General features: G+C 67.6%; 20 protein-coding genes. 11 read left to right on the forward strand and 9 right to left on the reverse strand.

Going from position 1 to position 24,396, the window contains the following annotated elements:
• Positions 1-93: 93 nt before the first annotated feature.
• Positions 94-3,564, reverse strand: a complete 3,471-nt coding sequence (gene car, locus G6N35_RS04450) for a carboxylic acid reductase (protein WP_163803155.1) — start codon at positions 3,562-3,564, stop codon at positions 94-96.
• Between the two features lie 224 nt (positions 3,565-3,788).
• Between car and G6N35_RS04455 the strand changes: the two genes are divergently transcribed.
• Positions 3,789-4,421, forward strand: a complete 633-nt coding sequence (locus G6N35_RS04455) for a hypothetical protein (protein WP_163803156.1) — start codon at positions 3,789-3,791, stop codon at positions 4,419-4,421.
• A 97-nt stretch (positions 4,422-4,518) separates the two neighbouring features.
• On the opposite strand, the gene G6N35_RS04460 is transcribed toward G6N35_RS04455, so the two are convergent.
• The 3 genes from G6N35_RS04460 to G6N35_RS04470 all read right to left on the reverse strand — a co-directional run bounded on the left by G6N35_RS04460 (position 4,519) and on the right by G6N35_RS04470 (position 8,131).
• On the reverse strand, positions 4,519-5,952 hold the full coding sequence (locus G6N35_RS04460) for an aminobutyraldehyde dehydrogenase (protein ID WP_163803157.1): 1,434 nt from the start codon (positions 5,950-5,952) through the stop codon (positions 4,519-4,521).
• Positions 5,953-5,962: 10 nt separating this feature from the next.
• The gene (gene gabT / locus G6N35_RS04465) at positions 5,963-7,303 is read right to left on the reverse strand and encodes a 4-aminobutyrate--2-oxoglutarate transaminase (RefSeq protein ID WP_163803158.1); all 1,341 of its coding nucleotides are present in this window, start codon (positions 7,301-7,303) and stop codon (positions 5,963-5,965) included.
• Positions 7,304-7,444: 141 nt separating this feature from the next.
• Positions 7,445-8,131 (reverse strand): nitroreductase family protein, encoded by a 687-nt coding sequence (locus G6N35_RS04470; RefSeq protein ID WP_163803159.1) that lies wholly within the window; start codon positions 8,129-8,131, stop codon positions 7,445-7,447.
• A gap of 148 nt (positions 8,132-8,279) precedes the next feature.
• Here G6N35_RS04470 and yajC point away from each other — a divergent pair, with 148 nt between their 5' ends.
• The 7 genes from yajC (at position 8,280) to G6N35_RS04505 (ending at position 17,134) form a co-directional block, all read left to right on the forward strand.
• Entirely contained in the window at positions 8,280-8,615 is a 336-nt protein-coding gene (gene yajC / locus G6N35_RS04475) for a preprotein translocase subunit YajC (protein ID WP_163803160.1), read from the forward strand.
• 99 nt (positions 8,616-8,714) lie between these two features.
• A complete protein-coding gene (gene secD, locus G6N35_RS04480) occupies positions 8,715-10,541 on the forward strand; it encodes a protein translocase subunit SecD (RefSeq protein WP_163803161.1) in 1,827 nt (608 codons plus the stop codon).
• Between the two features lie 4 nt (positions 10,542-10,545).
• Complete coding sequence (secF, locus tag G6N35_RS04485) at positions 10,546-11,769, forward strand: protein translocase subunit SecF (RefSeq protein WP_163803162.1); 1,224 nt, start codon at positions 10,546-10,548, stop codon at positions 11,767-11,769.
• Between the two features lie 6 nt (positions 11,770-11,775).
• Positions 11,776-13,437: an ABC transporter substrate-binding protein gene (locus G6N35_RS04490; protein ID WP_163803163.1), complete on the forward strand. Its 1,662-nt coding sequence runs from the start codon at positions 11,776-11,778 to the stop codon at positions 13,435-13,437.
• Positions 13,419-13,967 carry an adenine phosphoribosyltransferase gene (locus G6N35_RS04495; RefSeq protein WP_163803164.1) on the forward strand — a complete coding sequence of 183 codons (549 nt, stop codon included), beginning with the start codon at positions 13,419-13,421 and terminating at the stop codon, positions 13,965-13,967. Before G6N35_RS04490 ends, G6N35_RS04495 begins: the two co-directional genes overlap by 19 nt.
• A gap of 42 nt (positions 13,968-14,009) precedes the next feature.
• Entirely contained in the window at positions 14,010-16,364 is a 2,355-nt protein-coding gene (locus G6N35_RS04500; protein WP_163803165.1) for a RelA/SpoT family protein, read from the forward strand.
• A gap of 2 nt (positions 16,365-16,366) precedes the next feature.
• The gene (locus G6N35_RS04505) at positions 16,367-17,134 is read left to right on the forward strand and encodes an SDR family NAD(P)-dependent oxidoreductase (RefSeq protein ID WP_163803166.1); all 768 of its coding nucleotides are present in this window, start codon (positions 16,367-16,369) and stop codon (positions 17,132-17,134) included.
• Between the two features lie 9 nt (positions 17,135-17,143).
• On the opposite strand, the gene G6N35_RS04510 is transcribed toward G6N35_RS04505, so the two are convergent.
• The 3 genes from G6N35_RS04510 to G6N35_RS04520 form a co-directional block, all read right to left on the reverse strand.
• Positions 17,144-17,380 (reverse strand): hypothetical protein, encoded by a 237-nt coding sequence (locus G6N35_RS04510; RefSeq protein WP_246224208.1) that lies wholly within the window; start codon positions 17,378-17,380, stop codon positions 17,144-17,146.
• A 209-nt stretch (positions 17,381-17,589) separates the two neighbouring features.
• The gene (locus tag G6N35_RS04515) at positions 17,590-18,600 is read right to left on the reverse strand and encodes a peptidylprolyl isomerase (protein ID WP_163803167.1); all 1,011 of its coding nucleotides are present in this window, start codon (positions 18,598-18,600) and stop codon (positions 17,590-17,592) included.
• A 3-nt stretch (positions 18,601-18,603) separates the two neighbouring features.
• Positions 18,604-19,503 carry a peptidylprolyl isomerase gene (locus G6N35_RS04520; protein ID WP_163803168.1) on the reverse strand — a complete coding sequence of 300 codons (900 nt, stop codon included), beginning with the start codon at positions 19,501-19,503 and terminating at the stop codon, positions 18,604-18,606.
• A gap of 72 nt (positions 19,504-19,575) precedes the next feature.
• Here G6N35_RS04520 and G6N35_RS04525 point away from each other — a divergent pair, with 72 nt between their 5' ends.
• The 3 genes from G6N35_RS04525 to G6N35_RS04535 all read left to right on the forward strand — a co-directional run bounded on the left by G6N35_RS04525 (position 19,576) and on the right by G6N35_RS04535 (position 22,044).
• Positions 19,576-20,229 (forward strand): MBL fold metallo-hydrolase, encoded by a 654-nt coding sequence (locus G6N35_RS04525; protein ID WP_163803169.1) that lies wholly within the window; start codon positions 19,576-19,578, stop codon positions 20,227-20,229.
• Positions 20,226-21,485: a histidine--tRNA ligase gene (hisS, locus tag G6N35_RS04530; protein WP_163803170.1), complete on the forward strand. Its 1,260-nt coding sequence runs from the start codon at positions 20,226-20,228 to the stop codon at positions 21,483-21,485. Before G6N35_RS04525 ends, hisS begins: the two co-directional genes overlap by 4 nt.
• 100 nt (positions 21,486-21,585) lie before the next feature.
• Positions 21,586-22,044 (forward strand): hypothetical protein, encoded by a 459-nt coding sequence (locus G6N35_RS04535; RefSeq protein ID WP_163803171.1) that lies wholly within the window; start codon positions 21,586-21,588, stop codon positions 22,042-22,044.
• A 14-nt stretch (positions 22,045-22,058) separates the two neighbouring features.
• Here G6N35_RS04535 and G6N35_RS04540 read toward each other — a convergent pair whose 3' ends face one another.
• Positions 22,059-23,084 (reverse strand): DUF2330 domain-containing protein, encoded by a 1,026-nt coding sequence (locus G6N35_RS04540; protein ID WP_163803172.1) that lies wholly within the window; start codon positions 23,082-23,084, stop codon positions 22,059-22,061.
• A 414-nt stretch (positions 23,085-23,498) separates the two neighbouring features.
• On the reverse strand, positions 23,499-24,347 hold the full coding sequence (locus G6N35_RS04545) for an SDR family NAD(P)-dependent oxidoreductase (protein WP_163803173.1): 849 nt from the start codon (positions 24,345-24,347) through the stop codon (positions 23,499-23,501).
• Positions 24,348-24,396: the final 49 nt, after the last annotated feature.

Here is a 24,396-nt window from a genome sequence, read left to right on the forward strand (position 1 = left end):
TGACCGCCCCGACGAATACTACTGTGTGCAACGACATCGTCACCAAGGTTGTCGATCCTCGATCGCAACCTGGTGACGATGTCGTGCAGCGGACTACAGGAGCCCGAGCAGCTGAAGATCCGTCGCGTACTTCACCACTACCTCCGGGGTGACGTGCGGGATGTCCTTGTCCGGCCCGATCTTCGCTTCCTGTACCGCGGCGCGGAACCGGTCGGTGGGAGCCATCGACCCGTGTATCGGGCGGTCGGGCTGCTGGTAGTTGTGCAGCAGCGGAAGCAACGAGTACTGCCGCTGCCGTTCCGGCATGGCCCGCATCGCGGTCTCGAATCGCTGCAGCCAGGTCTGGTAGTCGGCGATCCGCTGGATCGGGTAACCCGCCTCGATCAGCCAGTCGACGAACTCGTCGAGACCGATGCCGTCATCGTAGGGATTCATCACGTGGTAGGTCTCGAAGCCGTCGGTGACCGACGCGCCCAGTGTCGAGATGGCCTCGGCGATGAACTCGACCGGCAGTCCGTCGTAGTGGGCGCGCTGGCGGTTGCCCTCGGCGTCGAGTTCGTAGAACGACGTGGGAGCGATGCCGGTAGCCACCAGACTGAGCATCATCCGGGTGAACATGTCGGGCAGGTTGAGCTGACCGGCATAGGAGGTGTCGGCCAGGATCATGTCGCAGCGGAACACCGAGACTGGCAGGCCAGCGAGATCGTGCGCCTCGCGCAGCAGCACCTCACCGGCCCACTTGCTGTTGCCGTAGCCGTTGGCATACGAGTCGTCCACGGCGCGGGTCGCGCTGATCTCGCGGATGTCGGCATCCTCGACGAACCGGCCCGGCGCGATGCCGCCCCCGACGCCGATGGTGGAGACGTAGACGAACGGCTTGATCCGGGTGGTCAGCGCGACGCGGATGAGTTCTGCGGTTCCTAATGCGTTGGGGGCGAACAGTTCACGGTAGGGCAGCACGTGGTTGACGAGTGCGGCCGGGTCCACGATCAGGTCCACGGTGTCGGCCAGTCGCTGCCAGGTCGGTGCGCCGAGCCCCAGGTTCTGTTCGCCCTTGTCGCCGGCGATCACCTCGAGGTGCGCGGCGGCCAGCTGTGAATAGCGGGCCAGCAAGGCCGGGTCGCCGCTGTCGAAGGTGGCGTCGAGCCGGGCCCGAGCTTCGGCGTCGGTGCGGCCACGCACCAGGCAGATGACCTTGCCGTCGACCAGGCTCATCCGCTCCAGCCACTCCAGCGCCAGGTAGCGCCCGAGGAACCCGGTCGCGCCGGTGAGCAGCACGGTGCGGATCTCGGTGGCCGGCCTGGGAAGAGCCGGAGCCGCGGCCAGTGTGTCGGCGTCCAGGAAGCGATGCAGCGCAAGGTCTTTGGCATGCACCTCGGTGGCGTCGGCGCCGTGGATCGCGGCGAACGTCGGCCGCGTGCTTGCCGAGGCGCGTTCACTCTCGATGTAGGCGGCCAGGGATCGTAGGTCGCTGGCCGGGCTGACGATCACGCCGACTGGTACCTCGACCGCGAAGATCTCGTTGAGAAGATTGCCAAAAGTCAGCGCTGACAAGGAGTCTCCGCCGAGATCGGTGAAGTGGGAGTCGGCGGCCAGATCGGCAGAGGCGGTGCCCAGCAGGGCCGCGGCAGCGCGTATCAGCGTGGGCAGCACCGGGGCGTCAGCTCCGGCCAGCCGGATGGTCCGCAACTCGTCTGCCTGGGCCCGGGCGAGGTCGGTGTAGAGCTGTTCCAGTACCGGGCCGTAGCGCTCCTTGAGTCGGGGCCAGGCCAACTTACGGATTCCGGTGAGCAGTCCGTTCTCCACGGTGAACGGTGTTGTCTCGATGATGAAGTCGCGCGGAATCTCATAGGACTGCAGGTCGGCATTCTGAGCCACGGTCTGTAGCGACTCGGCGATGACCGACTTGAGTTCGGCCTCGTCCCGACCTGCGCGGGCCTCGTCGGTGGGGACCACCACCGCCAGCAGATACGGCCGGGAACTGTTGCCGTACAGGTAGATCTGGGCGATCAGCGGACTGGTGGTGAACGCTGCCTCCAGCTTGGAGACGGTGACGAACTCGCCCTGAGAAAGCTTGAGCACGTTGTTTCGCCGGTCGACGTACTGCAGACGGTCCGGTCCGAGTTCGGCGACGATGTCACCGGTGCGGTAGAAGCCGTCGGCGTCGAATACCTCGGCGGTGACTTCGGGCCTGCGGTAGTAGCCCGGGAACAGCTGCTCGGACTTGATCAGCAGCTCACCGCGCGGGTGGGGGAGATCGGTGGCGAAGTAGCCCAGTTCGGGGACGTCGACAAGCTTGTAGTCGGTGACCGGGGGCCGCCGGATCTGGCCGTCGACGAAGATCGCGCCTGCCTCGGTCGAGCCGAACCCCTCGCCCACGTGCATGTCGAGGAAGCGCTCCAACCAGGCCTTGAGTTCCGGTGCCAGCGGCGCCGATCCGCTCATCGCGGTGACGAACCGGCCACCCAACAGGGTCCGCCGTTTCTCGGCCAGCACTGCGTCCTCGTCGGCCTCCGAGCGTTCGACCTCGCGCTGCACCTCCTGGTGGATCATGTCCCACACTCGGGGTACCAGGCTCAGCTGGGTCGGCCGCACCAGAGCGAGGTCGTCGAGGAAGGTCGACAGATCGGCACGGGCAGCGAAATAGACTGTGCCGCCGGTGCTCAGCGCACCGTAGAGGGCGCCGCGGCCCATCACGTGGCTCATCGGCATGAAGCTCAGCACAATCGCCGGGAAGCCACCGTGGTCGTCGTCCCACTGCTTTGCGGCCGCAGTCCACATGTCGGCCACCTTGCGCTGGAGATACATAGCGCCCTTGGGCGCTCCGGTGCTGCCCGAGGTGTACACCAGCAGCGCCAGCGAATCGGGAGCGCATGCAGTGGGGACGTGGCGGAGGCCCCGACCGATCTCGTCGGCCAGCGTGGTCACGGTGATACCAGTGCCCGCGAGTGCCGCGATCGTGGCGTCGAGAGCCGCGCGATGCTCGTCGTCGTCACTATGGAAGTCGAACACCACCAGGGCTTTCGGAGCCGGACCGGACTGCGCGAGTTCGGTTGCCTCGGTCAGATAGTCGATACCGGCGGCGATCACCGTCGGCTCGGTCTCGGCGACGATGGGGGCAAGCTGCGCGGCAGACGCGCTGGTCTGCAGCGGCACGGCGACCGCGCCGAGCTGGAAGAGGGCCAGGTCGACGACGGTGTAGTCGACGCTGGTGAACCCGAGTACGGCCACCCGGTCACCCGGCTGCACCGTGGCAGCCCAGGCGCCCGCGACTGCGTCGATGCGACTCCACAATTGGGCGTAGGTCAGCGTCTCGAAGGCCGGTTCCAGCACTCGGGTGGTACGGCCGGTCTCGGCGTCGCGGTGCAGTCGGGTGGCGCGCTGGCCCACCGCAGGTCGCTCGGCGTAGCCGTCGAACACGGCCTTGATCAGCTGTGGGAGGGGGAGGGCCGCCGCGGCGGCGCTGACCTCGGGGAGTGGCTGCGCGGCGGCGAACTGCGGGTCGTGGGCGTAGAGGTCGTTGATTCGGTGGGTGAAGCGATCTTCGCGGGTATCGAGCGGCACGACGAGTCTCCAAAGCAATCAAGTAACGGAAATGTTGGGGCGCCACGTTGCGCCCACCCGTATGACATTAGCAAGGCTAACGATATTCCCGCTGCTGCTCGCTCCACACCTGGTCGCCACTGTGAAGTTGCTGTCAGTTCTCGGCGTTAGGGCTCGTGACCGGGCGGGTATGCGACCGGCATCACCACCAGCGCCACCGGCGTTGGCCAATCACAGGAGGCGTCATGAACGACGTAGATAGCCGTGTCGGCCGGCTCGACATCCCGCGCACCCGCGGGGCCGCCAGCGGATTTCTGCTGATTCTGCTCGGGCTGTGGGGTGCCCTTATCCCCTTCATCGGACCGTACTTCGACTTCGCCTACGACCCTGACACGCCGTGGGCCTGGACCTCTGGCCGGGGCTGGCTGGAGGTGCTGCCGGGTGTCTTGACCGTGCTGGGCGGATTGCTGCTGCTGGCATCGGGCAACCGGGCCACCGCGATGCTCGGCGGGTGGATCAGTGTGGTGGCCGGCGCCTGGTTCGTGGTCGGCCGACTGTTCGCCGGCCCGTGGGGGCTCGGTGACTTCCCGGCGCCGGCGGCCGGGACGCTGGCCGGCCAGGTTGCCCTGGAGTTGACGTTCTTCAGTGGGCTGGGCGCGTTGATCATCTTCCTCGGCGCCGCCGCACTGGGCCGGTTGTCGGTGCGCAGCCTGCGCGACGTCCGCTACGCCCAGCGTTCGGTCCCCACACCCATGGCCACGAGCGTGCCGGTGGCCACCGAACCTGTGGCCGCCGAGCCGGTGGCGCATGAGCCAGAACCCGAGCGTAACTGGCGGGACCGGTTGACCAGGTCGCGTCGCACCCCCGTCGCGCACTAACCCCGTGCGGCGGACCGGCGGATAACGGTCGCGAGCAGACGCGAAATCGCACGAATTCGGCCCGTGGAGTGCGATTTTGCGTCTGCTCGCGGGGGTGCTATCCGATGTAGGCCATGACGTGCTTGATGCGGGTGTAGTCCTCGAAGCCGTACATGGACAGGTCCTTGCCGTGCCCGGAGGACTTGTAGCCACCGTGCGGCATCTCAGCCACCAGCGGGATATGGGTGTTGATCCACACACACCCGAAATCCAGAGCAGCCGAGACCCGCAGGGCCCGTGACACATCCTTGGTCCACACCGAGGAGGCCAGGCCGTACTCGACGCCGTTGGCCCAAGTGATGGCCTCGTCCTCTTCGGAAAACGACTGCACGGTGATCACCGGACCGAAGATCTCCTCCTGGATGTGCCGGTCCTGCTGGCGCAACCCGCCGATCACGGTCGGCTCGACGTAGAAACCCTTGTCGCCCTGGCGCTTTCCACCGGCGGCAACGGTGGCATGTGCCGGCACGTCGGCTAGAAAGCCCATCACCCGTTCCAGCTGGTTGGCATTGTTCACCGGCGGCACCCAGGCGTCCTCGTCGCCGGGGGAGCGGCCGAACGTGGTGGTGGCACTAGCGGCCTGTTCGGCCAGCGCGGCGGTCAAGTCCTCGGCAACACCAGCGCGGGCCAGCACCCGGGTGGCTGCGGTGCAGTCCTGTCCGGCGTTGAAGTAACCCGCGGTGGCGATTCCCTCGGCGGCGGCGGCGATGTCGGCGTCGTCGAAGACGATGACCGGCGCCTTGCCGCCCAATTCGAGATGGGTGCGCTTGAGGTGTCCGCCAGCGCTCACCGCGACCGCGCGTCCGGCCGCCACCGACCCGGTGATCGAGACCATCTGCGGAGTCGGATGGGCCACCACCGCCGCACCGGTGACCCGGTCACCGCAGACGACGTTGAGTACCCCGGGCGGAAAATGCCGGGCGGCGATCTCGGCCAGCATCACCGTGCTCACCGGGGTGGTGTCACTAGGCTTGAGTACCACCGTGTTTCCCGCCGCGATGGCCGGGCAGAACTTCCAGATCGCCATCATCATCGGGTAGTTCCACGGCGCCACCTGACCGATCACCCCGACCGGCTCGCGGCGGATCCAGGAGGTGTGGTCCGCCAGGTATTCGCCGGCCGACTTTCCCTCCAGGATGCGCGCCGCTCCGGCGAAGAACCGGATCTGGTCGACCATCGGGGGAATCTCTTCGGCGGCGGTGACGTGGTTCGGCTTGCCGGTGTTACGGCCTTCGGCCGCAACGAGTTCGGCCGCAGCCTTCTCGACGTCGTCGGCGAAGCCCAACAGCGCCTTCTGCCGTTGCGAGGGGGTGGTGCGCTTCCAGTCGGCGAACGCGGCAGCCGCCGCGGCATAGGCGTTGTCGATGTCCTGCTCGTTGGAAATCGGTGCCGTGCCGTACTTGTCGCCGGTCGACGGATCGACGATCGGCATGGTGGCACCGCTGACCGAGTCGACGAGCTCGCCGCCGATGAAATTCCTGACGGTCGTCACCGCGGGCCGCTTAGATCTCGGCGAGGATGCCGGCCAGCACGTCGAGTCCTTCGATCAGCAGCTCGTCGCTGATGGTCAGCGGCGGCAGGAACCGCAGGATGTTGCCGAACGTGCCACACGTCAGCACCAGCACGCCCTGCGAATGCGCCTTGGCGGCAAGCGTTTTGGTGAGCTCCGGGTTGGGGTCGCCGGTGCCGGACTTGACCAGCTCGACGGCGATCATCGCACCGCGGCCGCGGACGTCACCGATGCGGTCGTCGTCGGCCTGCATCCGGCCGAGCTTGTCCTTCATGACCGTCTCGATGTGCTTGGCCCGGTCCAGAAGTCCGTCCAGTTCGATGGTCTCGATGGTGGCCAGCGCGGCCGCGCATGCCACCGGGTTACCGCCGTAGGTACCGCCCAGGCCGGAGACGTGCGGCGCGTCCATGATCTCGGCGCGCCCGGTCACCGCGGCCAGCGGCAGACCGTCGGCGATGCCCTTCGCGGTGACGATGAGGTCGGGCTCGATGCCCTCGTCCTCACACGCGAACATCGCGCCGGTGCGGGCGAATCCGGACTGCACCTCGTCGGCGATGAACACCACGTCGTTGTCGGAGCACCACGCCCGCAGCGCGGGCAGGAAGCCGGGGGCCGGGACGATGAAGCCGCCCTCACCCTGGATGGGCTCGATGATGATTGCCGCCAGGTTGGCGGCACCGATCTGCTTATCGATGACGGTCAGCGCCCGCTCGGCGGCGAGTTCACCGTCGGTGGCCCATTCCTTGTCGATCAGCCCGTCCCGGTAGGGGTAGGACATCGGGGCCCGGTAGATCTCCGGTGCGAACGGCCCGAAGCCACTCTTGTACGGCATGGACTTGGCGGTCAGCGCCATCGTGAGGTTGGTGCGGCCGTGATAGGCGTGATCGAAAGCCACCACCGCGGTCTTGCGGGTGTACGCACGGGCGATCTTGATCGCGTTCTCGACCGCCTCGGCGCCGGAGTTGAACAGCGCCGAACGTTTCTCGTAGGAGCCCGGGGTGAGCCGGTTGAGATGCTCGGCGACGGCCACGTACTCCTCATAGGGGGTGACCATGAAGCAGGTGTGGGTGAAGTCGGCGACCTGGGCGCGCACCGCGTCGATGACCCGGGGTGAGGAGTTGCCGATGGTCGTGACGGCGATGCCCGAGCCGAGATCGATCAGCCGGTTGCCGTCGACATCCTCGATGATCCCGCCGCCGGCACGGGCCGCGAAGACCGGCATGGTGACGCCGACCCCGTGCGACACCGCGGCCACGCGTCGCTTGGACAGTTCGATCGACGCGGGTCCGGGGATCTCGGTGACGAGTTTGCGACTCTGCTCGAGGGTGGTCACAGCTGTTCTCCTAGGCGATGCGGCGCGGCACGGGCGGGCGATCAGAGCCTATCGGTGTGTGCACGCGACGCAACTGAAAACCCGTGTCAGAGCCCCGAGAGGTAATGGATCACGTCGTTCTGACGCCCGTTATCAACGATATCAGTTGTTCTCGGTCGGCAATGGTGTGCCATCGACCCGGTCCACGGTGGTGAAAGACGCCACCGATCCGCGGCGCAACCGCGTGGGCTGGTGCACGGGGTGGCCGAGCGCGACGGCAGCGGCCAGAGCGAGCTGCGGGGGAGCGGCGAGCAGCCGCTTCACCTCGTCTTCCTGCCGGATGAGCATCGTGGTGAGGACGCCGCCGAGCCCCTCGGCCCGGGCCGCCAGCAGCAGGCTCCACACGAACGGGTAGACCGAGGCGCCACCGGCGAACGTGTACCGGTCCAGATCGCGGTCCACCGCGGCCAGCTGGGCGAGGTCGGCGAACACCATGAGGAGCACCGGCACGGTGTCGAGGTGGGCCGCGAACCCGCCAGGTTCACCGGTGTGGCCGGCGCCGGCCGACAGCGCCTCCCGCTCGGCGGCCCGGTCATTGACCGGCGACCATGGCCGTAGCCCGGCAGCGGTCAGGGTCAGATAGTCGGCCCAGCCGGGACTGTAGAGGTCACGCAGGCGGGAGCGGATCTGCTGATCCTTGACGACCACCACCCGCCACGCTTGCGCGTTGGCCCCGCTGGGGGCGAACCGGGCGGTGTCCAGGACCCGGGCCAGCACCGCGTCGTCGACCGGTTCGTCGGTGAAATCGCGCACCGCACCGGTGCTGCGCAGGGTCTCGATCAGGTCCATCCCTGCATTCTCTGTCGGCGATGGGTTCGAGCGAAGCAACACCGTGACGGTCACGGCCGCGGCAGCCAATGGCAGACTGGTCAGCTATGAGGCCCGAGGCCGGTCGGCCCCGGAGCGTTGTCCCCGCACCCGATATGAAAGTGCTGTCATGGATCTAGTCGTCTTCTTGCCCCTGATCATCATCATGGGCGCGTTCATGTGGTTCGCCTCGCGCCGTCAGCGCAAGGCCATGCAGGCCACCATCGATCTGCACGAGTCGCTGCGCGTGGGTGACCATGTGCACACCACCTCGGGCCTGAAGGCCACCATCACCGGTATCAACGACGACTACGTCGACTTGGAGATCGCTCCCGGCGTGGTCACCACCTGGATGAAGCTCGCGATCCGCGACCGCATCGAGCCCGAAACACCCGATGTGGCGGACTCGGCGTCGGGAGCTGCGGAAATCACTGAAAGCGACGCGGACCGCCTGACCAAAGACTGATCGCCAGCCTGACCCCGTACCCTCTACCGAGAACCGACGGCGGATCTCGCAGGGACCTTGCGGAGCGGATCGCGGCACACACCTAGGAGAGACAACAACGTGGCATCGTCTTCGGCGCCGGTGCATCCGTACCGATACCTGACGCTGTTCCTGGTCCTGCTCATCGGGGTCTACCTGCTCGTCTTCCTCACCGGCGACAAGCAGGCCAAGCCCAAGCTGGGCATCGACCTTCAGGGCGGTACCCGCGTCACGCTCACCGCGCGCACCCCGGACGGCTCCAAGCCCACCCGCGATGCACTCAACCAGGCGGAGCAGATCATCAGTGCCCGCGTGAACGGCCTGGGTGTGTCGGGTTCCGAGGTGGTGATCGACGGCGACAACCTGGTCATCACGGTGCCGGGTAACGACGGCAACGAGGCCCGCAACCTCGGTCAGACCGCGCGGCTGTTCATCCGTCCGGTGATCGGCCAGCCCATCCCGGTCGAGGCGATCAAGGCCCAGGCCGGGAAGGGTCCGGGCGCGGGCGCACCGCCGCCGGGTGCTCCGCCCGCGGGCGCTCCCGCACCCGGGGCTCCGGCTCCTGGCGCTCCGCCTGCGCCCGGCGCACCCGAAGGGGCTCCGCCGGCGGCGCCGGCACCCGACACCGGCTCGGCCCCCGCGCCGCAGCCGCGCCCGTTCCCGCTGGAGCCGACTCCGGAGCCCACCCCGGCTCCCGGTCAGCCCGCCGCGCCCGCACCGCCGGGCGCCGGGCCTGCTCTCGCTCCTGGCCAGCCGGCCCCCGCGCCCGGTCCGCCGGACCCGCGCAAGGATCTCGCGGCGCGGATCAAGTTCGAGAAGGAACTGCGCCAGAGCTCCAACCAGAACCTGCTGCTGCTGGCCGTGCAGTACATGGCGGGTCGCTGCGACCAGGAAGACGTCCTGGCCGGCAATGACGACCCGGACAAGCCACTGGTGACCTGTTCGGAAGACCACAAGTACGTCTACGTACTGGACAAGTCGATCATCAGCGGCGACCAGATCAAGAACGCCACCTCCGGGCTGGACAACCAGAGCGGCGCCTACGTCGTCGACCTGGAATTCAAGGAGCAGGCCGCCACCACGTGGGCGGACTTCACCGCAGCCAACATCGGCACCCAGACGGCGTTCACGCTGGACTCGCAGGTGGTCTCCGCGCCGCAGATCCGGGAAGCCATCCCGGGCGGGCGCACCCAGATCAGCGGCGGCAACCCGCCGTTCACCGCCGACACCGCCAAGCAGCTGGCCAACGTCCTCAAGTACGGGTCGCTGCCATTGTCCTTCGAGTCTTCGGAAGCCGAAACCGTCTCGGCGACATTGGGCTTGGCATCGCTGCGGGCCGGCCTGATCGCCGGCGCGATCGGCCTGGCGCTGGTGCTGCTGTACTCGCTGCTGTACTACCGGGTGCTTGGCATACTGACTGCGCTGTCGCTGGTGGCCTCCGGTGCCATGGTGTTCGGCATCCTGGTGCTGCTCGGCAGGTACATCAACTACACCCTGGACCTGGCCGGTATCGCAGGTCTGATCATCGGTATCGGCACCACCGCCGACTCGTTCGTGGTGTTCTTCGAACGCATCAAGGACGAGATCCGCGAAGGCCGTTCGTTCCGCTCGGCGGTACCGCGCGGTTGGGCGCGTGCCCGCAAGACGATCCTGTCGGGCAACGCGGTGACCTTCCTGGCCGCCGCGGTGCTCTACTTCCTGGCGGTCGGTCAGGTGAAGGGTTTCGCCTTCACCCTGGGCCTGACCACGATCCTCGACGTCGTGGTGGTGTTCCTGGTGACCTGGCCGCTGATCTACCTGGCGTCGAAGTCGCCGACGATGGCGAAGCCGGCGTTCAACGGTCTCGGGGCTGTTCAGCAGATCGCCAGGGAACGTCGCGCTGCCGCTTCTGTGACGGGACGGGGGTAACCGCATGGCCAAGGACGACATCGACAACACCGACATCGTCGAGGACACCGTGTCCACCGCGGTCGAGGCGCCGATCCTCGAGGCCGCGCCGAAGCACAATTTCTTCGTCCGGCTCTACACCGGCACCGGGGCCTTCGAGGTCATCGGCAGGCGCAAGATGTGGTATGCGATCAGTGGTCTGATCGTGGCCGCCGCGGTGATCAGCATCGCGGTCAAGGGCTTCACTTTCGGCATCGACTTCGAAGGCGGCACCAAGGTCTCGATGCCGGTGGCCGGCGCCACCAGCATCGCCACCACCCAGCAGGCCGAGGACGTCTTCAGCAAGGCCCTCGGTAAGAGCCCCGAATCGGTGGTTCAGGTGGGCAACGGGTCGACCGCGACGATCCAGATCCGCTCGGAGACCCTGACCAACCAGGAGACCGAGAAGCTGCGCACGGCGCTCTACGACGCCTTCAAGCCGAAGGGCTCTGACGGCCAGCCCAGCGAGAAGGCGATCAGCGACTCGGCGGTTTCCTCCACCTGGGGTGACCAGATCACTCACAAGGCGCTGATCGCCCTGGTGGTGTTCCTGGTTCTGGCGGCCATCTACATCACCTTCCGCTACGAGAAGTACATGGCCATCTCGGCGTTGACCACGCTGGTGTTCGACCTCGTGGTGACGGCGGGCGTGTACTCGATCGTCGGCTTCGAGGTCACACCGGCGACGGTCATCGGCCTGCTGACCATCCTCGGTTTCTCGCTCTACGACACCGTCATCGTGTTCGACAAGGTCGAGGAGAACACCCACGGCTTCGAACACACCACCCGGCGCACCTACGCCGAGCAGGCCAACCTCGCGGTCAACCAGACCTTCATGCGCTCGATCAACACCAGCCTCATCTCGGTGCTGCCGATTCTCGCGCTGATCGTGGTGGCGGTCTGGCTCCTCGGCGTCGGCACGCTGATGGACCTGGCGCTGGTTCAGCTGGTCGGTGTCATCGTCGGCACCTACTCGTCGATCTTCTTCGCCACCCCGCTGCTGGTCAGCATGCGCGAGCGCACCGACAAGGTCCGCACCCACACCCGACGCGTGTTCAATCGGCGCAAGGCGGCCGTCAACTTCGCGGACACCGCAGAGGTCACCGACAGTGCCGAGTCCGAGCCGGTGACGGTGGCGGTCGGCAACAAGCCGGCACCCGGTGCGCGGCCGGTGCGGCCGACGGGCAAGCGCAGCACCCGCGGGCGTTAGCGCGACATGGCACTCCGGCGCAGGCGCGCCGCCGCTGTCTCGGTGGCGGCCGCCTTGAGCATCCTCGCGCCCGGGGTGCTGACGGCTTGCACGGGCAGCGCAGCCGACCAGGTCAACTATGCCGTCGATGGCAGGCTGATCAGCTACAACACCAACACCGTCAGCGGTGCGGCGTCCGCGGGCCCGCAAGCCTTCGCCCGTGTGCTCACCGGGTTCACCATTCACGGCCCGGACGGGCAGCCGCTGGCCGACCACGACTTCGGTTCGGTGTCGGTGGTGGGCCGCGACCCGCTGGTGCTGGACTACCAGATCGCCGACAACGCGGTGTACTCCGACGGCAAACCAGTGACGTGCGACGACATGGTGCTGGCGTGGGCGGCCCAGTCCGGCCGCTTCCCGGCGTTCTCGGCCGCCAATCGGGCGGGATACATCGACATCGAGGGCATCGAGTGTCAGCCCGGCCAGAAGAAGGCCCGGGTGAGTTTTGCGCCGGGCCGGGCGGTGGTGGATTACCTGCAGCTGTTCACCGCGACCTCGCTGATGCCGTCGCACGTCCTGGACGACGAACTCGGGCTCAGCGTCACCCAAGCCCTGCAGGCCGGTGATCCGGCGACCGTCGACCGCATCGCGCAGGCCTGGAACACCACCTGGGACCTCAAGCCCGGCATGCAGGGTGCGGACCTCAAGAAGTTCCCGTCATCGGGTCCGTACAAGATCGACTCGGTGCTGCCCGAAGGTGCGGTGGTGCTGACCGCCAATGACCGGTGGTGGGGCGCCAAACCGATCACCAAACGCATCACAGTGTGGCCCCGTGGGGTCGACGTGCAGGACCGGCTCAACAACGGTTCGTTCCAGGTGGTCGACGTGGCGACCGGATCGTCGGGCACGCTGACCACCCCGGACGACTACGACCGCTCGGAGATCCCGTCCGGCGGCGTCGAACAACTGATCTTCGCCGCGCAGGGTCCGCTGGCCGCGACGCCGGCCCGCCGGGCCGTGGCGCTGTGCACGCCGCGCGACCTCATCGCCCTCAATGCCGAGGTACCGATCTCCAACGCCCGGCTCAACCCGGCCGACGACGACGCATTCAGCGGCGTCGAGGGTGCGGCGGTCGCGGGCCAGTTCGAGGCGGCCAACGCCGATGCTGCGCGCGCCGCGCTCAACGGTCAGCCGCTGACCGTGCGTATCGGCTATCAGGCACCCAACCCGCGGCTGGCGGCCACCGTCGGCGCAATCACCAAATCCTGTGCGGCCGCAGGTATTACGGTGGTCGACGCCACCTCGGACACCACCGGGCCGCAGACGCTACGCGATGGCGGCATCGATGTTCTGCTGGCCAGTACCGGCGGGGCCACCGGCAGCGGTTCCACCGGCTCCTCGGCGATGGACGCCTACACACTGTTCAGCGGCAACGGCAACAATCTGCCGGGCTACTCCAACCCGCAGATCGACGGCATCATCTCCGCGCTGATCGTCACGACCGATCCCAAGGAGCTGGCCCGGTTACTGGGGGACAGCTCGCCGATCCTGTGGGGAGACATGCCGACCCTGCCGCTGTACCGTCAGCACCGCACGGTGATGGCGTCGAAGAAGATGTATGCCGTGGAAGGCAACCCGACCAAGTGGGGGGCGGGCTGGAACATGGACCGATGGGTGTACGAGAAGTGAGCTCGAGCCAGTCCGTTGCCGACGTGATCGCCGGCCTGACCCGGGAGGTCCCCGACTTCCCCGAACCGGGTATCCAGTTCAAGGACCTCACCCCGGTACTGGCCGACACCCACGGGTTCGCCGTGGTCACCTCGGCGCTGGCCGAGATCGCCGACGGCGCCGACCTGGTGGCGGGGATCGATGCGCGCGGGTTCCTGCTCGGCGGTGCGGTGGCGCACCGCCTGGGCATCGGGGTGCTGGCCATCCGCAAGGGCGGCAAGCTGCCGCCGCCGGTCCACAGCCAGACCTATGACCTGGAGTACGGCACGGCGACGCTGGAGATCCCGGCTGACGGTATCGACCTGCGCGGCCGGCGGATCGTGATCATCGACGACGTGCTGGCCACCGGCGGCACCATTGCGGCGGCACACAATCTGCTGGTCACCGGCGGCGCCGAGGTGCCGGTGGCGGCGGTGGTGCTGGAATTGGGCGCACTGGGCGGACGCGAGAAGGTGGCCCCGCTGCCGGTGTGCAGCTTGCGCAGTATCTGAGGCGATATCCTCGCTCTACAGGGCTAGCCCGAGGAGGTGACCATGGCGGACGAACCGAGCCGGGGCGCGGCGGTCCAACCCATGCCGGTCGCCGAGATCCCGCCCACCGAGCCGCGCGCGGACACCCCGAAGACCACCAGCAGCGCATCGCGGCGGGTACGCGCCCGGCTGGCCCGCCGGATGACCTCGCAGCGCAGCACGCTCAACCCGGTGCTCGAGCCCCTGGTGGCGGTGCACCGCGAGATCTACCCGAAGGCCGACCTGGCGATCCTGCAGCGCGCCTACGACGTCGCCGAGGCCAAGCACGCCGACCAGTTGCGGCGCTCCGGTGACCCCTACATCACCCATCCGCTGGCGGTCGCCAACATCCTGGCCGAACTGGGCATGGATACCACCACCCTGGTGGCCGCCCTGCTGCACGACACCGTCGAGGACACCGGCTACACGCTGGAGGCGCTGACCGCCGACTTCGGCGACGAGGTCGGCCACCTGGTCGACGGGGTGACCAAGCTGGACAAGGTGGTGCTGGGCAGCGCCGCTGAGGGCGAAACCATCCGCAAGATGATCATCGCGATGGCGCGCGACCCGCGGGTGCTGGTCATCAAGGTGGCCGACCGGCTGCACAACATGCGCACCATGCGTTTCCTCCCACCGGAGAAGCAGGCCCGCAAGGCTCGAGAGACGCTGGAAGTCATTGCGCCCCTTGCTCATCGGCTCGGAATGGCTACCGTCAAATGGGAGTTGGAGGATCTGTCGTTCGCGATCCTGCACCCCAAACGCTACGACGAGATCGTGCGACTGGTCGCCGACCGGGCGCCATCGCGGGACACCTACCTGGCCAAGGTGCGTGCCGAGATCATGACCGCGCTGTCCGCGATGAAGATCAGTGCGGCCGTGGAGGGCAGGCCCAAACACTATTGGTCGATCTACCAGAAGATGATCGTCAAGGGCCGCGACTTCGACGACATCCACGACCTGGTCGGGGTGCGCATCCTGTGCGACGAGATCCGGGACTGCTATGCGGCTGTGGGTGTGGTGCATTCACTGTGGCAGCCCATGCCCGGCCGGTTCAAGGACTACATCGCCCAGCCCCGGTATGGGGTGTACCAGTCGCTGCACACCACCGTCGTCGGTCCGGAGGGCAAACCGCTGGAGGTGCAGATCCGGACCCGCGATATGCACCGCACCGCCGAGTACGGCATCGCCGCGCACTGGCGCTACAAGGAAGCCAAGGGCCGCAACGGAGTTCCGCACCCGCATGCCGCCGCTGAGATCGACGACATGGCCTGGATGCGCCAGCTGCTCGACTGGCAGCGGGAAGCCGCCGACCCGGGTGAGTTCCTCGAGTCGCTGCGCTATGACCTGGCCGTCCAGGAGATCTTCGTCTTCACCCCCAAAGGCGATGTGATCACCCTGCCTGCCGGGTCCACGCCGGTGGATTTCGCCTACGCCGTGCACACCGAGGTAGGCCACCGTTGCATCGGAGCGCGGGTCAACGGCCGCCTGGTGGCGCTGGAACGCAAACTCGAAAATGGGGAAGTGGTGGAGGTTTTCACCTCCAAAGCTCCCAATGCCGGGCCGTCGCGGGACTGGCAGGGCTTCGTGGTCTCGCCGCGGGCCAAGGCCAAGATCCGGCAGTGGTTCGCCAAGGAGCGGCGCGAGGAGGCACTCGAAGCCGGTAAGGATTCCATTGCCCGCGAGGTGCGCCGCGGCGGACTTCCGTTGCAGCGCTTGGTCAATGGTGAGGCGATGGCCGCACTGGCCCAGGAGCTGCGCTACGCCGACGTCTCGTCGCTCTACACCGCGGTCGGTGAGGGGCACGTCTCGCCGCGCCACGTCGTGCAGCGCCTGCTGGCTCAGCTCGGCGGCACCGACAGCGCCGAAGATGAACTGGCCGAACGGTATACGCCAGCCACCATGCCGGTGCGTCAGCGCAGTACCGATGACACCGGGGTGGCAGTGCCCGGCGCCCCGGGCACGCTGACCAAACTCGCCAAGTGCTGCACGCCGGTACCCGGCGACAACATCATGGGATTCGTCACCCGCGGCGGCGGGGTGAGCGTGCACCGCACCGACTGCACCAACGCCGCCTCCCTGCAGGAGCAGTCCGAGCGCATCATCGAGGTGCACTGGGCGCCGTCACCGACATCGGTGTTCCTGGTGGCCATCCAGGTCGAAGCACTCGATCGGCACCGGCTGCTCTCCGATGTCACCCGGGTGCTGGCCGACGAGCGGGTCAACATCCTGTCGGCCTCGGTGACCACGTCCAACGACCGGGTGGCGATCAGCCGCTTCACCTTCGAGATGGGTGATCCCAAACATCTGGGCCACGTGCTCAATGCGGTCCGTAACGTCGAAGGCGTGTACGACGTCTACCGCGTGACGAGCGCGGCGTAACCATGGCCACACTGATCACCGGGGCATCGGCCGGGCTGGGCGCCGAATACGCGCGAGCGTTCGCGGCTCGGGGCCACGATCTGGTGCTCGTGGCCCGCCGGCAGGAGGCCTTGGAGACACTGGCCACCGACCTGCGCGCCGCGCACGGCGTCACCGTCACCGTGCTCGCGCGCGATCTGGCCACCGCCGCGGCGGGCGCCGAACTGGTCGCGGCCACCGAGTCCGCGGGCATCACCGTCGACGTGCTGGTCAACAACGCCGGTTTCGGCACCCACGGTGATCTCGTCGACGCCGATCCGCAGCGATTGGCCGACGAGATCCAGCTCAACTGCGCCACCCTGGTCGACCTCACCGTTCGCTACCTGTCCGGGATGCGTTCGCGCGGGCGCGGCACGATCATCAACATCGCCTCCACCGCCGGATTCCAGCCGGTGCCACACATGGCCGTCTACGGTGCGACCAAGGCGTTCGTGTTGTCGTTCAGCGAGGCGCTGTGGGCCGAGGAGAAGCCGCACGGCATCCGGGTGCTGGCCGTGTGCCCAGGGGCCACCGATACCGAATTCTTCGACATCGCAGGCGAATCGGCCGCGCTGGGCCGCAAGCGAACCGCCCGTCAGGTGGTCGACCGCACGCTGCGCGAACTCGACAGTGGCAAGCCGAGTTTCGTCGACGGATTGGCCAACGCGGTGACCGCCCACCTACTGACCAGGCTCGTGCCGCGGCGGCTGCTGATCACGGTGACCGGTCGGTTGATGGGTGGCACGCGCTGAGCCGCGCTGCTAGGGGTTGTTGACGTACCAGGACAGGCAGCCTGGGTGGTTGCGGCAGGCGATGATCGCCACGGGGCCGGGTGCGGCACCGGGGATATGCTGCCCGGCGGCCGGCAGGCTGCAGCTCTGCAGGTACGGGTTCCACGGCAGCACGCCGTTGTAGCAGGGCTGGGCCGCCGGGGTCGGCTCATCGGCGCCCCCGGCCACGAAGGCGCTCGGCGCGAGCAGTGCGACGGTCGCAGCCACCGAATAGAGGATGGTTCGGACAATTCGTGGGATTGCGGTGTTCATGACGTTGGTGTTAACGGCATACCGGCGCTGAGTATTTCCCGTCCCTATTGACGTGGTCTATGAATGCTGTTGAAAAACACCATGTCTGGAATATCTGTACCTGCTGCGGCCTTGGACATGCAGTGAACTCATAACCGCAGCAGATCCAGGGAGCTCGCCCGTGATCAGTCCAGCCGGATCGAGCTGACGACCACCTTGCTCTTCGGGCGGCCGTCCTCAGGGTCCCCGGCGATGCCTTCCCCGGCGATCGCATCCACCGTCGCCAGACCCGTTTCGTCGACCCGGCCGAAGACGGTGTAGGTCGGCGGCAGCAGTGAATCGCGGTACACGATGAAGAACTGGCTGCCGTTGCTGTCGGGGCCGGCATTGGCCATCGCCAGTGTGCCGCGAGGATATTCGATGGCGCGCTGCAGCGCCGGGTCGAACGGCCGGTACTGGTTGGTGGGGTACTCGTTGGCGAACCGGTAGCCCGGACCGCCCTGTCCCGTGCCCGTCGGGTCCCCGCATTGCAGCACCGCCAGCGTCGCGGAAGCCGTCAGACGGTGACACGGTGTGCCGTCGAAGTAGCCCTGCTGGGCCAGGCTGACGAAGCTGTTGACGGTGCACGGTGCCTTGGCGTTGTCCAGGATCAGGCCGATCGCTCCGGCGCTCGTCGTCATCGTGGCGTTCACCGTGGCCGGTACGGTGGGTACCGCGCCGGAGCGGGGCGGCTTGACGGGCTTGTCGGCGGGGGTGACCGTCGCGGGGTAGGTGCAATTGGCGCCCAGGCCGGCGGGTGGGGTGAATGGCGGTAGTTGGGTTCCACCCGGACCGGGCGCACCCGGGATACCGGCGCCGCCGTTGCGGGCAGCCTCCTCACGCACTACTTTGGCCGCCCACCCGAACAGCGCGATGCCGGCAATCACCGCCAGGATCGTCAGCACTGTCACCAGATAGCTGATCACCAGCCCGGCGATGGCCAGCCCGCGCCCCTCCTCGCCGCTACGCCGAATCTGCGACAGCGAGATGTGCCCGAACACGATGCCCAGCGGCGCGAAGACGAACGCGCAAATCAGCGACGCGATGGCCATGCCGTTGGTGGCGGGCGGCGGGGGATACGGGTAGGGCCCCGGGCCGTACGGCGGCGGTGTGCCGTACGGCGCTGGCGGCGGTGGGTAGTACGGAGGTTCGGTCATCGCCTAGTCGAGCAGCACCGATTTGATGATGACGGGCTTGGCCGGCTTGCCATCCTGGCCGCCGCCGGCCACACCCGCGGCGGCGATCTTGTCCAGTGTCGCCAGGCCGGTGGCGTCGATCGTGCCGAAGACGGTGTAGTTCGGCGGCAACTGCGAATCCTTGTAGACCAGGAAGAACTGGCTGCCGTTGGTGTCCGCGCCGGCATTCGCCATGGCCAGTGCCCCACGCGGGTAGAGCACGGGCTGCGCCAGGGCCGGATCGTCCTTGGGGTACTGGTTGGTCGGGTACTCGTTGGCGAACTGGTAGCCCGGGCCCCCCGAGCCGCTTCCGCTGGGGTCACCACACTGCAGCACGCCCAACGACGGCGAGGTGGTCAACCGGTGGCAGGGGGTGTCGTTGAAGAAGCCCTTCTGCGCCAGGCTGATGAAGCTGTTGACGGTGCAGGTCGCCTCGTTGTTGTTCAGCAACAAGCCGATGTTGCCCTCGTTGGTGGCCATGCTGACGCTGATGGTGGCCGGATCGGTGGGCACCTTGCCGGTCTTGGGCGCCTCGACCGGTTTGCTGGCCGGTTGGGCAGCCGGGTACTGGCAGTTGGCGCCGAGGTCGGCGGGCGCCTTGAACGCCGGTAGCTGCCCCGGCCCGCCGCGGACCAGGGCGGTGGATCCAGCCGGTGCCGATGCACCGGGGCTGCTCGGCGCCGGGGTGGCCGAGGCGTCGGTCTTCTTGTCCTTGTCCTTATCGGTCAGGACGAAGGTGACGACGAGCGCCACCGCCGCAGCGACCGCGACGATGCCCCCGATGATGGCCAGCAGCCGACGCCGCTTGGCCTGCTGCTCGCGGCGCTCCAGCTGGCGCTCGAGTTTGCGCTTGGCCGTCTCCCGACGCTGTTCGTTGGTGGGCACCGCGGTGAGCCTCCGTGTCCTGCAAGAGAGTGGATAAGTCGGCACCGAGTGTGCCATGGGAAACTGGAGCACATGTTGCTCACCGGCTTCCCGGCCGGCATGTTGGCATGCAATTGCTACGTGCTGGCCCCGCGCGCCGGGTCCGACGCCATCGTCGTCGACCCGGGTCAGCGCGCGATGGGGACCCTGCGGCGCATCCTCGACGACAACCGCCTGACCCCGGCTGCCGTGCTGTTGACCCACGGCCACATCGACCACATCTGGTCGGCGCAGAAGGTGGCCGACACGTTCGGCTGTCCGGCGTTCATCCACCCCGATGACCGCTTCATGCTGTCCGATCCGATCAAGGGGTTCGGGCCGCGACTGGGCCAGATCGCGTTCGGGGCGCTGTTCCGCGAGCCCAAACAGGTCGTCGAACTCGACACCGACGGCGCGGTGCTGGACTTCGCCGGTCTGTCCGTCACCGTCGACCACACCCCGGGGCACACCCGCGGGTCGGTGGTGTTTCGGGTGCAGGATCATGCGTTCACTGGTGACACACTGTTCAAACAGTCGGTGGGCCGCACCGACCTGCCCGGCGGCAGCGGTAACGCGCTGCTGGGATCGATCGTCAACAAACTGTTGGTGCTCGACGACGACACGCTGGTCTTACCGGGACACGGTGAATCCAGCACCATCGGTCTCGAACGTCGTACCAACCCGTTCCTCGAAGGTCTGACCCTGTGAGCGAATTCCAGGCACCCAAGGGTGTCCCTGATTACCTACCGCCTGAGTCTGCCGAGTTTGTCGCCGTACGCGACGGCCTGCTGGCTGCGGCTCGACGCGCCGGATACGGCGACATCGAGCTGCCGATCTTCGAGGACACCGCGCTGTTCGCCCGCGGGGTCGGCGAGTCCACCGACGTGGTGTCCAAGGAGATGTACACCTTCGCCGACCGGGGTGACCGGTCGGTGACGCTGCGACCCGAGGGCACCGCGGGTGTGATGCGCGCGGTGATCGAGCACGGTCTGGACCGCGGTGCACTGCCGGTCAAGCTCTGCTACTCCGGACCGTTCTTCCGCTACGAACGCCCGCAGGCCGGCCGCTACCGTCAGCTACAGCAGGTCGGTGTCGAGGCGATCGGCGTCGACGACCCGGCACTGGACGCTGAAGTCATCGCCGTTGCCGACGCCGGCTACCGGTCGCTCGGTCTGGACGGATTCCGGCTGGAGATCACCTCACTCGGTGACGACACCTGCCGCCCGCAATACCGCGACCTGCTGCAGAGTTTCCTGTTCAAGCTCGATCTGGACGAGGACACCCGCCGGCGCGCCGAGATCAACCCGCTGCGGGTACTCGACGACAAGCGCCCGCACATCCGGGAGATGACGGCCGACGCGCCGGTCATGCTCGACCACCTCTCCGATGTCGCCAAACAGCACTTCGACACCGTGCTGGCCCACCTCGACGCGCTCGGCGTGCCGTACGTGATCAACCCGCGGATGGTGCGCGGGCTGGACTACTACACCAAGACCACCTTCGAGTTCGTCCACGACGGTCTCGGTGCGCAGTCCGGGATCGGCGGCGGCGGCCGGTACGACGGATTGATGCGCCAGCTCGGCGGCCAGGATCTGTCCGGTATCGGTTTCGGCCTCGGCGTGGATCGCACCGTGCTCGCCCTGCGCGCCGAGGGTAAGACAGTCGGGAGCACCACCCGCTGCGACGTGTTCGGCGTTCCGCTGGGGGAGCAGGCCAAGTTGGAACTGGCCAAGGCCGCCGCCGCGCTGCGGGCCGCCGGGGTGCGGGTGGACCTCGCCTACGGCGACCGGGGCGTCAAGGGTGCGATGCGCGCCGCTGACCGCTCCGGGGCCCGCGTCGCGATGGTAGCCGGTGATCGCGACATCGAGGCCGGCACCGTCGGCATCAAGGACCTCGCCACCGGGGACCAGGTCGACGTGGCGGCGGATGCGGTTGTCGGCGAGGTGCTTTCGCGGCTGACCTAGTCGCAGGTACGGTCGGTGGCTTATCGAATTCTCACCGTATTCTTTGCTCCACCTTGGTGTTCGCGGGAACTGCGGCCGCTGCGCAGCGCGTTTTCCTGCTATGACCATCCAGTTCGGTGCGGAACTGATCGAGCGCTACCTGCACACCCGGCAGGTGCGGTATTTCCGCGGCCACCACGACGACGAGTACTTCTTCCTCGTCAACGCCTACCACGGCCGGTTGCACGTCCATCTGGAGCCGTGCGGCCCGGACCGCCGCATGGTGAAGATCAGCATCACCGCCGAACGTTATTACCCGGTGACCGCGCGCGCCGCGGTGGCGGGGCTGGCTGACCAATGGAACGGGTCCGCTCCTGCGGTGACGGCGACAGTGTTCGCCTCGTCGGATCCGCGCCTGGTCGGGGTCGTCGCTGCGCGCCGCTTCAGCACCGCGGTCGGCGGCGATTTCGGGGCCGTCGTCGACCAGAGCATCCAGTCCGCGATCGACCTGTTCGGCCGGCTGAAGGCGTCGGCCGGCGCCACCGCCGGTGACACCTCGCACCTGCTCGACGCGGGCTGACCGCTACGGCCGCCCTACGGCGCCGCCCTGCGGTGGCGCCGGATCCACCCGACCGCCACGACGACGGCCAGCACCACGACCAGTACCGAGGCGCCCACCGCCAGCTGCAGTGCGGTGTCGTCATGCGGTCGCTCGCTGCGGATCACCTGCTGATAGGGATCATCGGTGGTGGCCGGGCCGAACGTGAAATCGGTGCCGATGGCCGCGGGGTCGGTGATCGTGGTCGAGATCTTGGTCAGGTAGGGGTTGGTAGCGCTGAACTCGGTGAGCGCGGGATCGCCGGTGCGTCCCCGCACCGAACCCGCATAGTCCACCCTGACCGCCTGCCGGTTGGCATCGGCATCGGTGCGCTGCATCCGGTGCTCGGCCAGCGTGTACACGGTGACGTACTGAGTATCCTTGGCGGCGGCCGACATTCGCATCGGATACACCAACCGATCGGAGCGGAAGTCCAGCTGTACCGGATCCAGCTGTCCGCGCAGGGGTGTGGTGCCGGTCAGGCGCATCGCCACGAAGGACCAGCCCTGGCGCAGGTAGGGATCGAGCTGTGCGGTGACCTCGGGCCGCATGCGGTAGCCGTGGCCGTCGAGCCATCCGCGCACGCCGCTCGGATCCCCGCCGGTCAGTGTGGTGGCCTCCAGCGGGCCGAGTTGCACCTGCGCGATGACGGTGGGCGCGGCACCGGGCCCGGCCCCGACCTCATCGAGGCCCGCACCCGACGGGGCACCCGGCTCCACCTTCGGTGCGGTGAGCCGCGCCAGCTCACCGAACAGTCCCGGATCGGCGGTCGTCGCGGTCGCCGGTGCCGGGGTCGGAACGATCAGCCCGGCGTTGTCGGCGATCGACTGCACGTCCAGGGCCATCACGATGCTCTCGGTGCCGCCGTGCAATGTGACCAGAGCCTGCTCACCAGTGACTTTCGCGGCCATATCGGGGCTGACGATGCCGCCGCAGGCGCACGCACCGGCTGGCCCACCGGGGCCGCCGACCAGCGTTGTGGCAGCCAGTAGGGCCGCCGCCACAAGCCGGATTGCACGCATCGGTTCATTTTGCCTCAGCGGGTGGTGCCCTGGATATATCCGCGATCTCACCGGGTGATGCGACCAGGCCGCCGGACGCCGCCCACCGAGGCCGCGCCTAGCCTCTGTAAGTCTGGTCCAATCCCGATTCAGCCGATGCTAGGGAACCGCGGCGTGGATGTGCCAAATAGCAAGCGGCGAAACAATTCTGGGTAGAAGGCGAATAGTTCCGTCTGGATGATTCGGTCAAACGGAGAGCTGCGCTCCTGTCTCGGCGCCGAGCACGTGAACGTGCTGTGGGTCGGTCGTAACGCAGAGTGAGTCGCCCTTCTGCGGGTAGTGGCGACCGGGTCGACCGGCACTCGCTTTTCAGGAAGGGAGTGGCCGGCGCTGGTGTGCACGATCCGATACTCAGAGTCAGTGCCAATCCTTCGACTAGGCAAGGCTTGGTGGTCGTTGGTCGTCGTCGACTCCGGGGGCGTCGACTACCTTGTCGTAGCCCAGGCGACGGTTGACGGTGCCGGTGAGTCGGGCTGTGGTGACGCGAGGCAAGAGCCGGCCGAGCAACGTGACGACTCGGTACTGCAGGCGACCGGGGTAAGACGCCGGACGTCGCTTGGCGTAGTCGTCAAGGGTACGGGCTGCGATCCATTCAGGGGTGTCGGCACCGGCTTGCATTTTGGCGGTGGTGCCGTCGAAAAATCCGGTGCTGATCGGACCGGGGTGTGCGGCCATCACGTGCACGCCGGTGCCGCGCAGCTCCTCAGCGAGCGCCTCGCTCAAGGAGAGCACGAATGCCTTGCTGGCTGCGTAGGTCGCCTGGAAGGGCAGCGGGACGAAAGCTGCCACCGAGGCGATGTTGATGATGCCGCCGGAGCCGCGGGCAGCCAGGTCGCCGCCGATCGCGTGGGTGAGTGCCAGCAGGCCGGCGATGTTGAGTTCAATGGTGCGCAGTTGCGGCTCGAGCGGACGCTGCAGGAATGCCCCAGCATCCCCCGCGCCGGCGTTGTTGATCAGCAGATCGACGGTCAACCCTCGGGCGCTGAGTTCCTGAAGGATCTGCTGCGCGCCGTTGGCCGCAGTCAGGTCCCCGACGATCACTTCGGCGTCCTGACCGCCGTGTCGTTCCCGAATTTCGGTTGCGAGGTCTCGCAGCTTCCCTTCGGAGCGGGCGACCAGGATCAGTCGTGCGCCACGTCCTGCCAGCTCCAGCGCCAGCGCCCGGCCCAGGCCTTTGGACGCGCCCGTGACCAGCGCGGTGACACCGCGATAGTCGGATGCCATTAACCCTCCATGTGTTTCGAGTCTTGAAGTATCGACCGTAGCAGATACT

Source organism: Mycolicibacterium anyangense (genome assembly GCF_010731855.1).
GTDB lineage: Bacteria > Actinomycetota > Actinomycetes > Mycobacteriales > Mycobacteriaceae > Mycobacterium > Mycobacterium anyangense.

Bases quoted from the DNA above. Each gene is read 5' to 3' on its own strand.
- G6N35_RS04455 (WP_163803156.1), top strand. From the start codon at position 3,789: ATGAACGACGTAGATAGCCGTGTCGGCCGGCTCGACATCCCGCGCACC.
- G6N35_RS04470 (WP_163803159.1), bottom strand. From the start codon at position 8,131: ATGGACCTGATCGAGACCCTGCGCAGCACCGGTGCGGTGCGCGATTTC.
- yajC (WP_163803160.1), top strand. From the start codon at position 8,280: ATGGATCTAGTCGTCTTCTTGCCCCTGATCATCATCATGGGCGCGTTC.
- secF (WP_163803162.1), top strand. From the start codon at position 10,546: ATGGCCAAGGACGACATCGACAACACCGACATCGTCGAGGACACCGTG.
- G6N35_RS04490 (WP_163803163.1), top strand. From the start codon at position 11,776: ATGGCACTCCGGCGCAGGCGCGCCGCCGCTGTCTCGGTGGCGGCCGCC.
- G6N35_RS04495 (WP_163803164.1), top strand. From the start codon at position 13,419: ATGGGTGTACGAGAAGTGAGCTCGAGCCAGTCCGTTGCCGACGTGATC.
- G6N35_RS04500 (WP_163803165.1), top strand. From the start codon at position 14,010: ATGGCGGACGAACCGAGCCGGGGCGCGGCGGTCCAACCCATGCCGGTC.
- G6N35_RS04505 (WP_163803166.1), top strand. From the start codon at position 16,367: ATGGCCACACTGATCACCGGGGCATCGGCCGGGCTGGGCGCCGAATAC.
- G6N35_RS04515 (WP_163803167.1), bottom strand. From the start codon at position 18,600: ATGACCGAACCTCCGTACTACCCACCGCCGCCAGCGCCGTACGGCACA.
- G6N35_RS04525 (WP_163803169.1), top strand. From the start codon at position 19,576: ATGTTGCTCACCGGCTTCCCGGCCGGCATGTTGGCATGCAATTGCTAC.
- G6N35_RS04535 (WP_163803171.1), top strand. From the start codon at position 21,586: ATGACCATCCAGTTCGGTGCGGAACTGATCGAGCGCTACCTGCACACC.
- G6N35_RS04540 (WP_163803172.1), bottom strand. From the start codon at position 23,084: ATGCGTGCAATCCGGCTTGTGGCGGCGGCCCTACTGGCTGCCACAACG.
- G6N35_RS04545 (WP_163803173.1), bottom strand. From the start codon at position 24,347: ATGGCATCCGACTATCGCGGTGTCACCGCGCTGGTCACGGGCGCGTCC.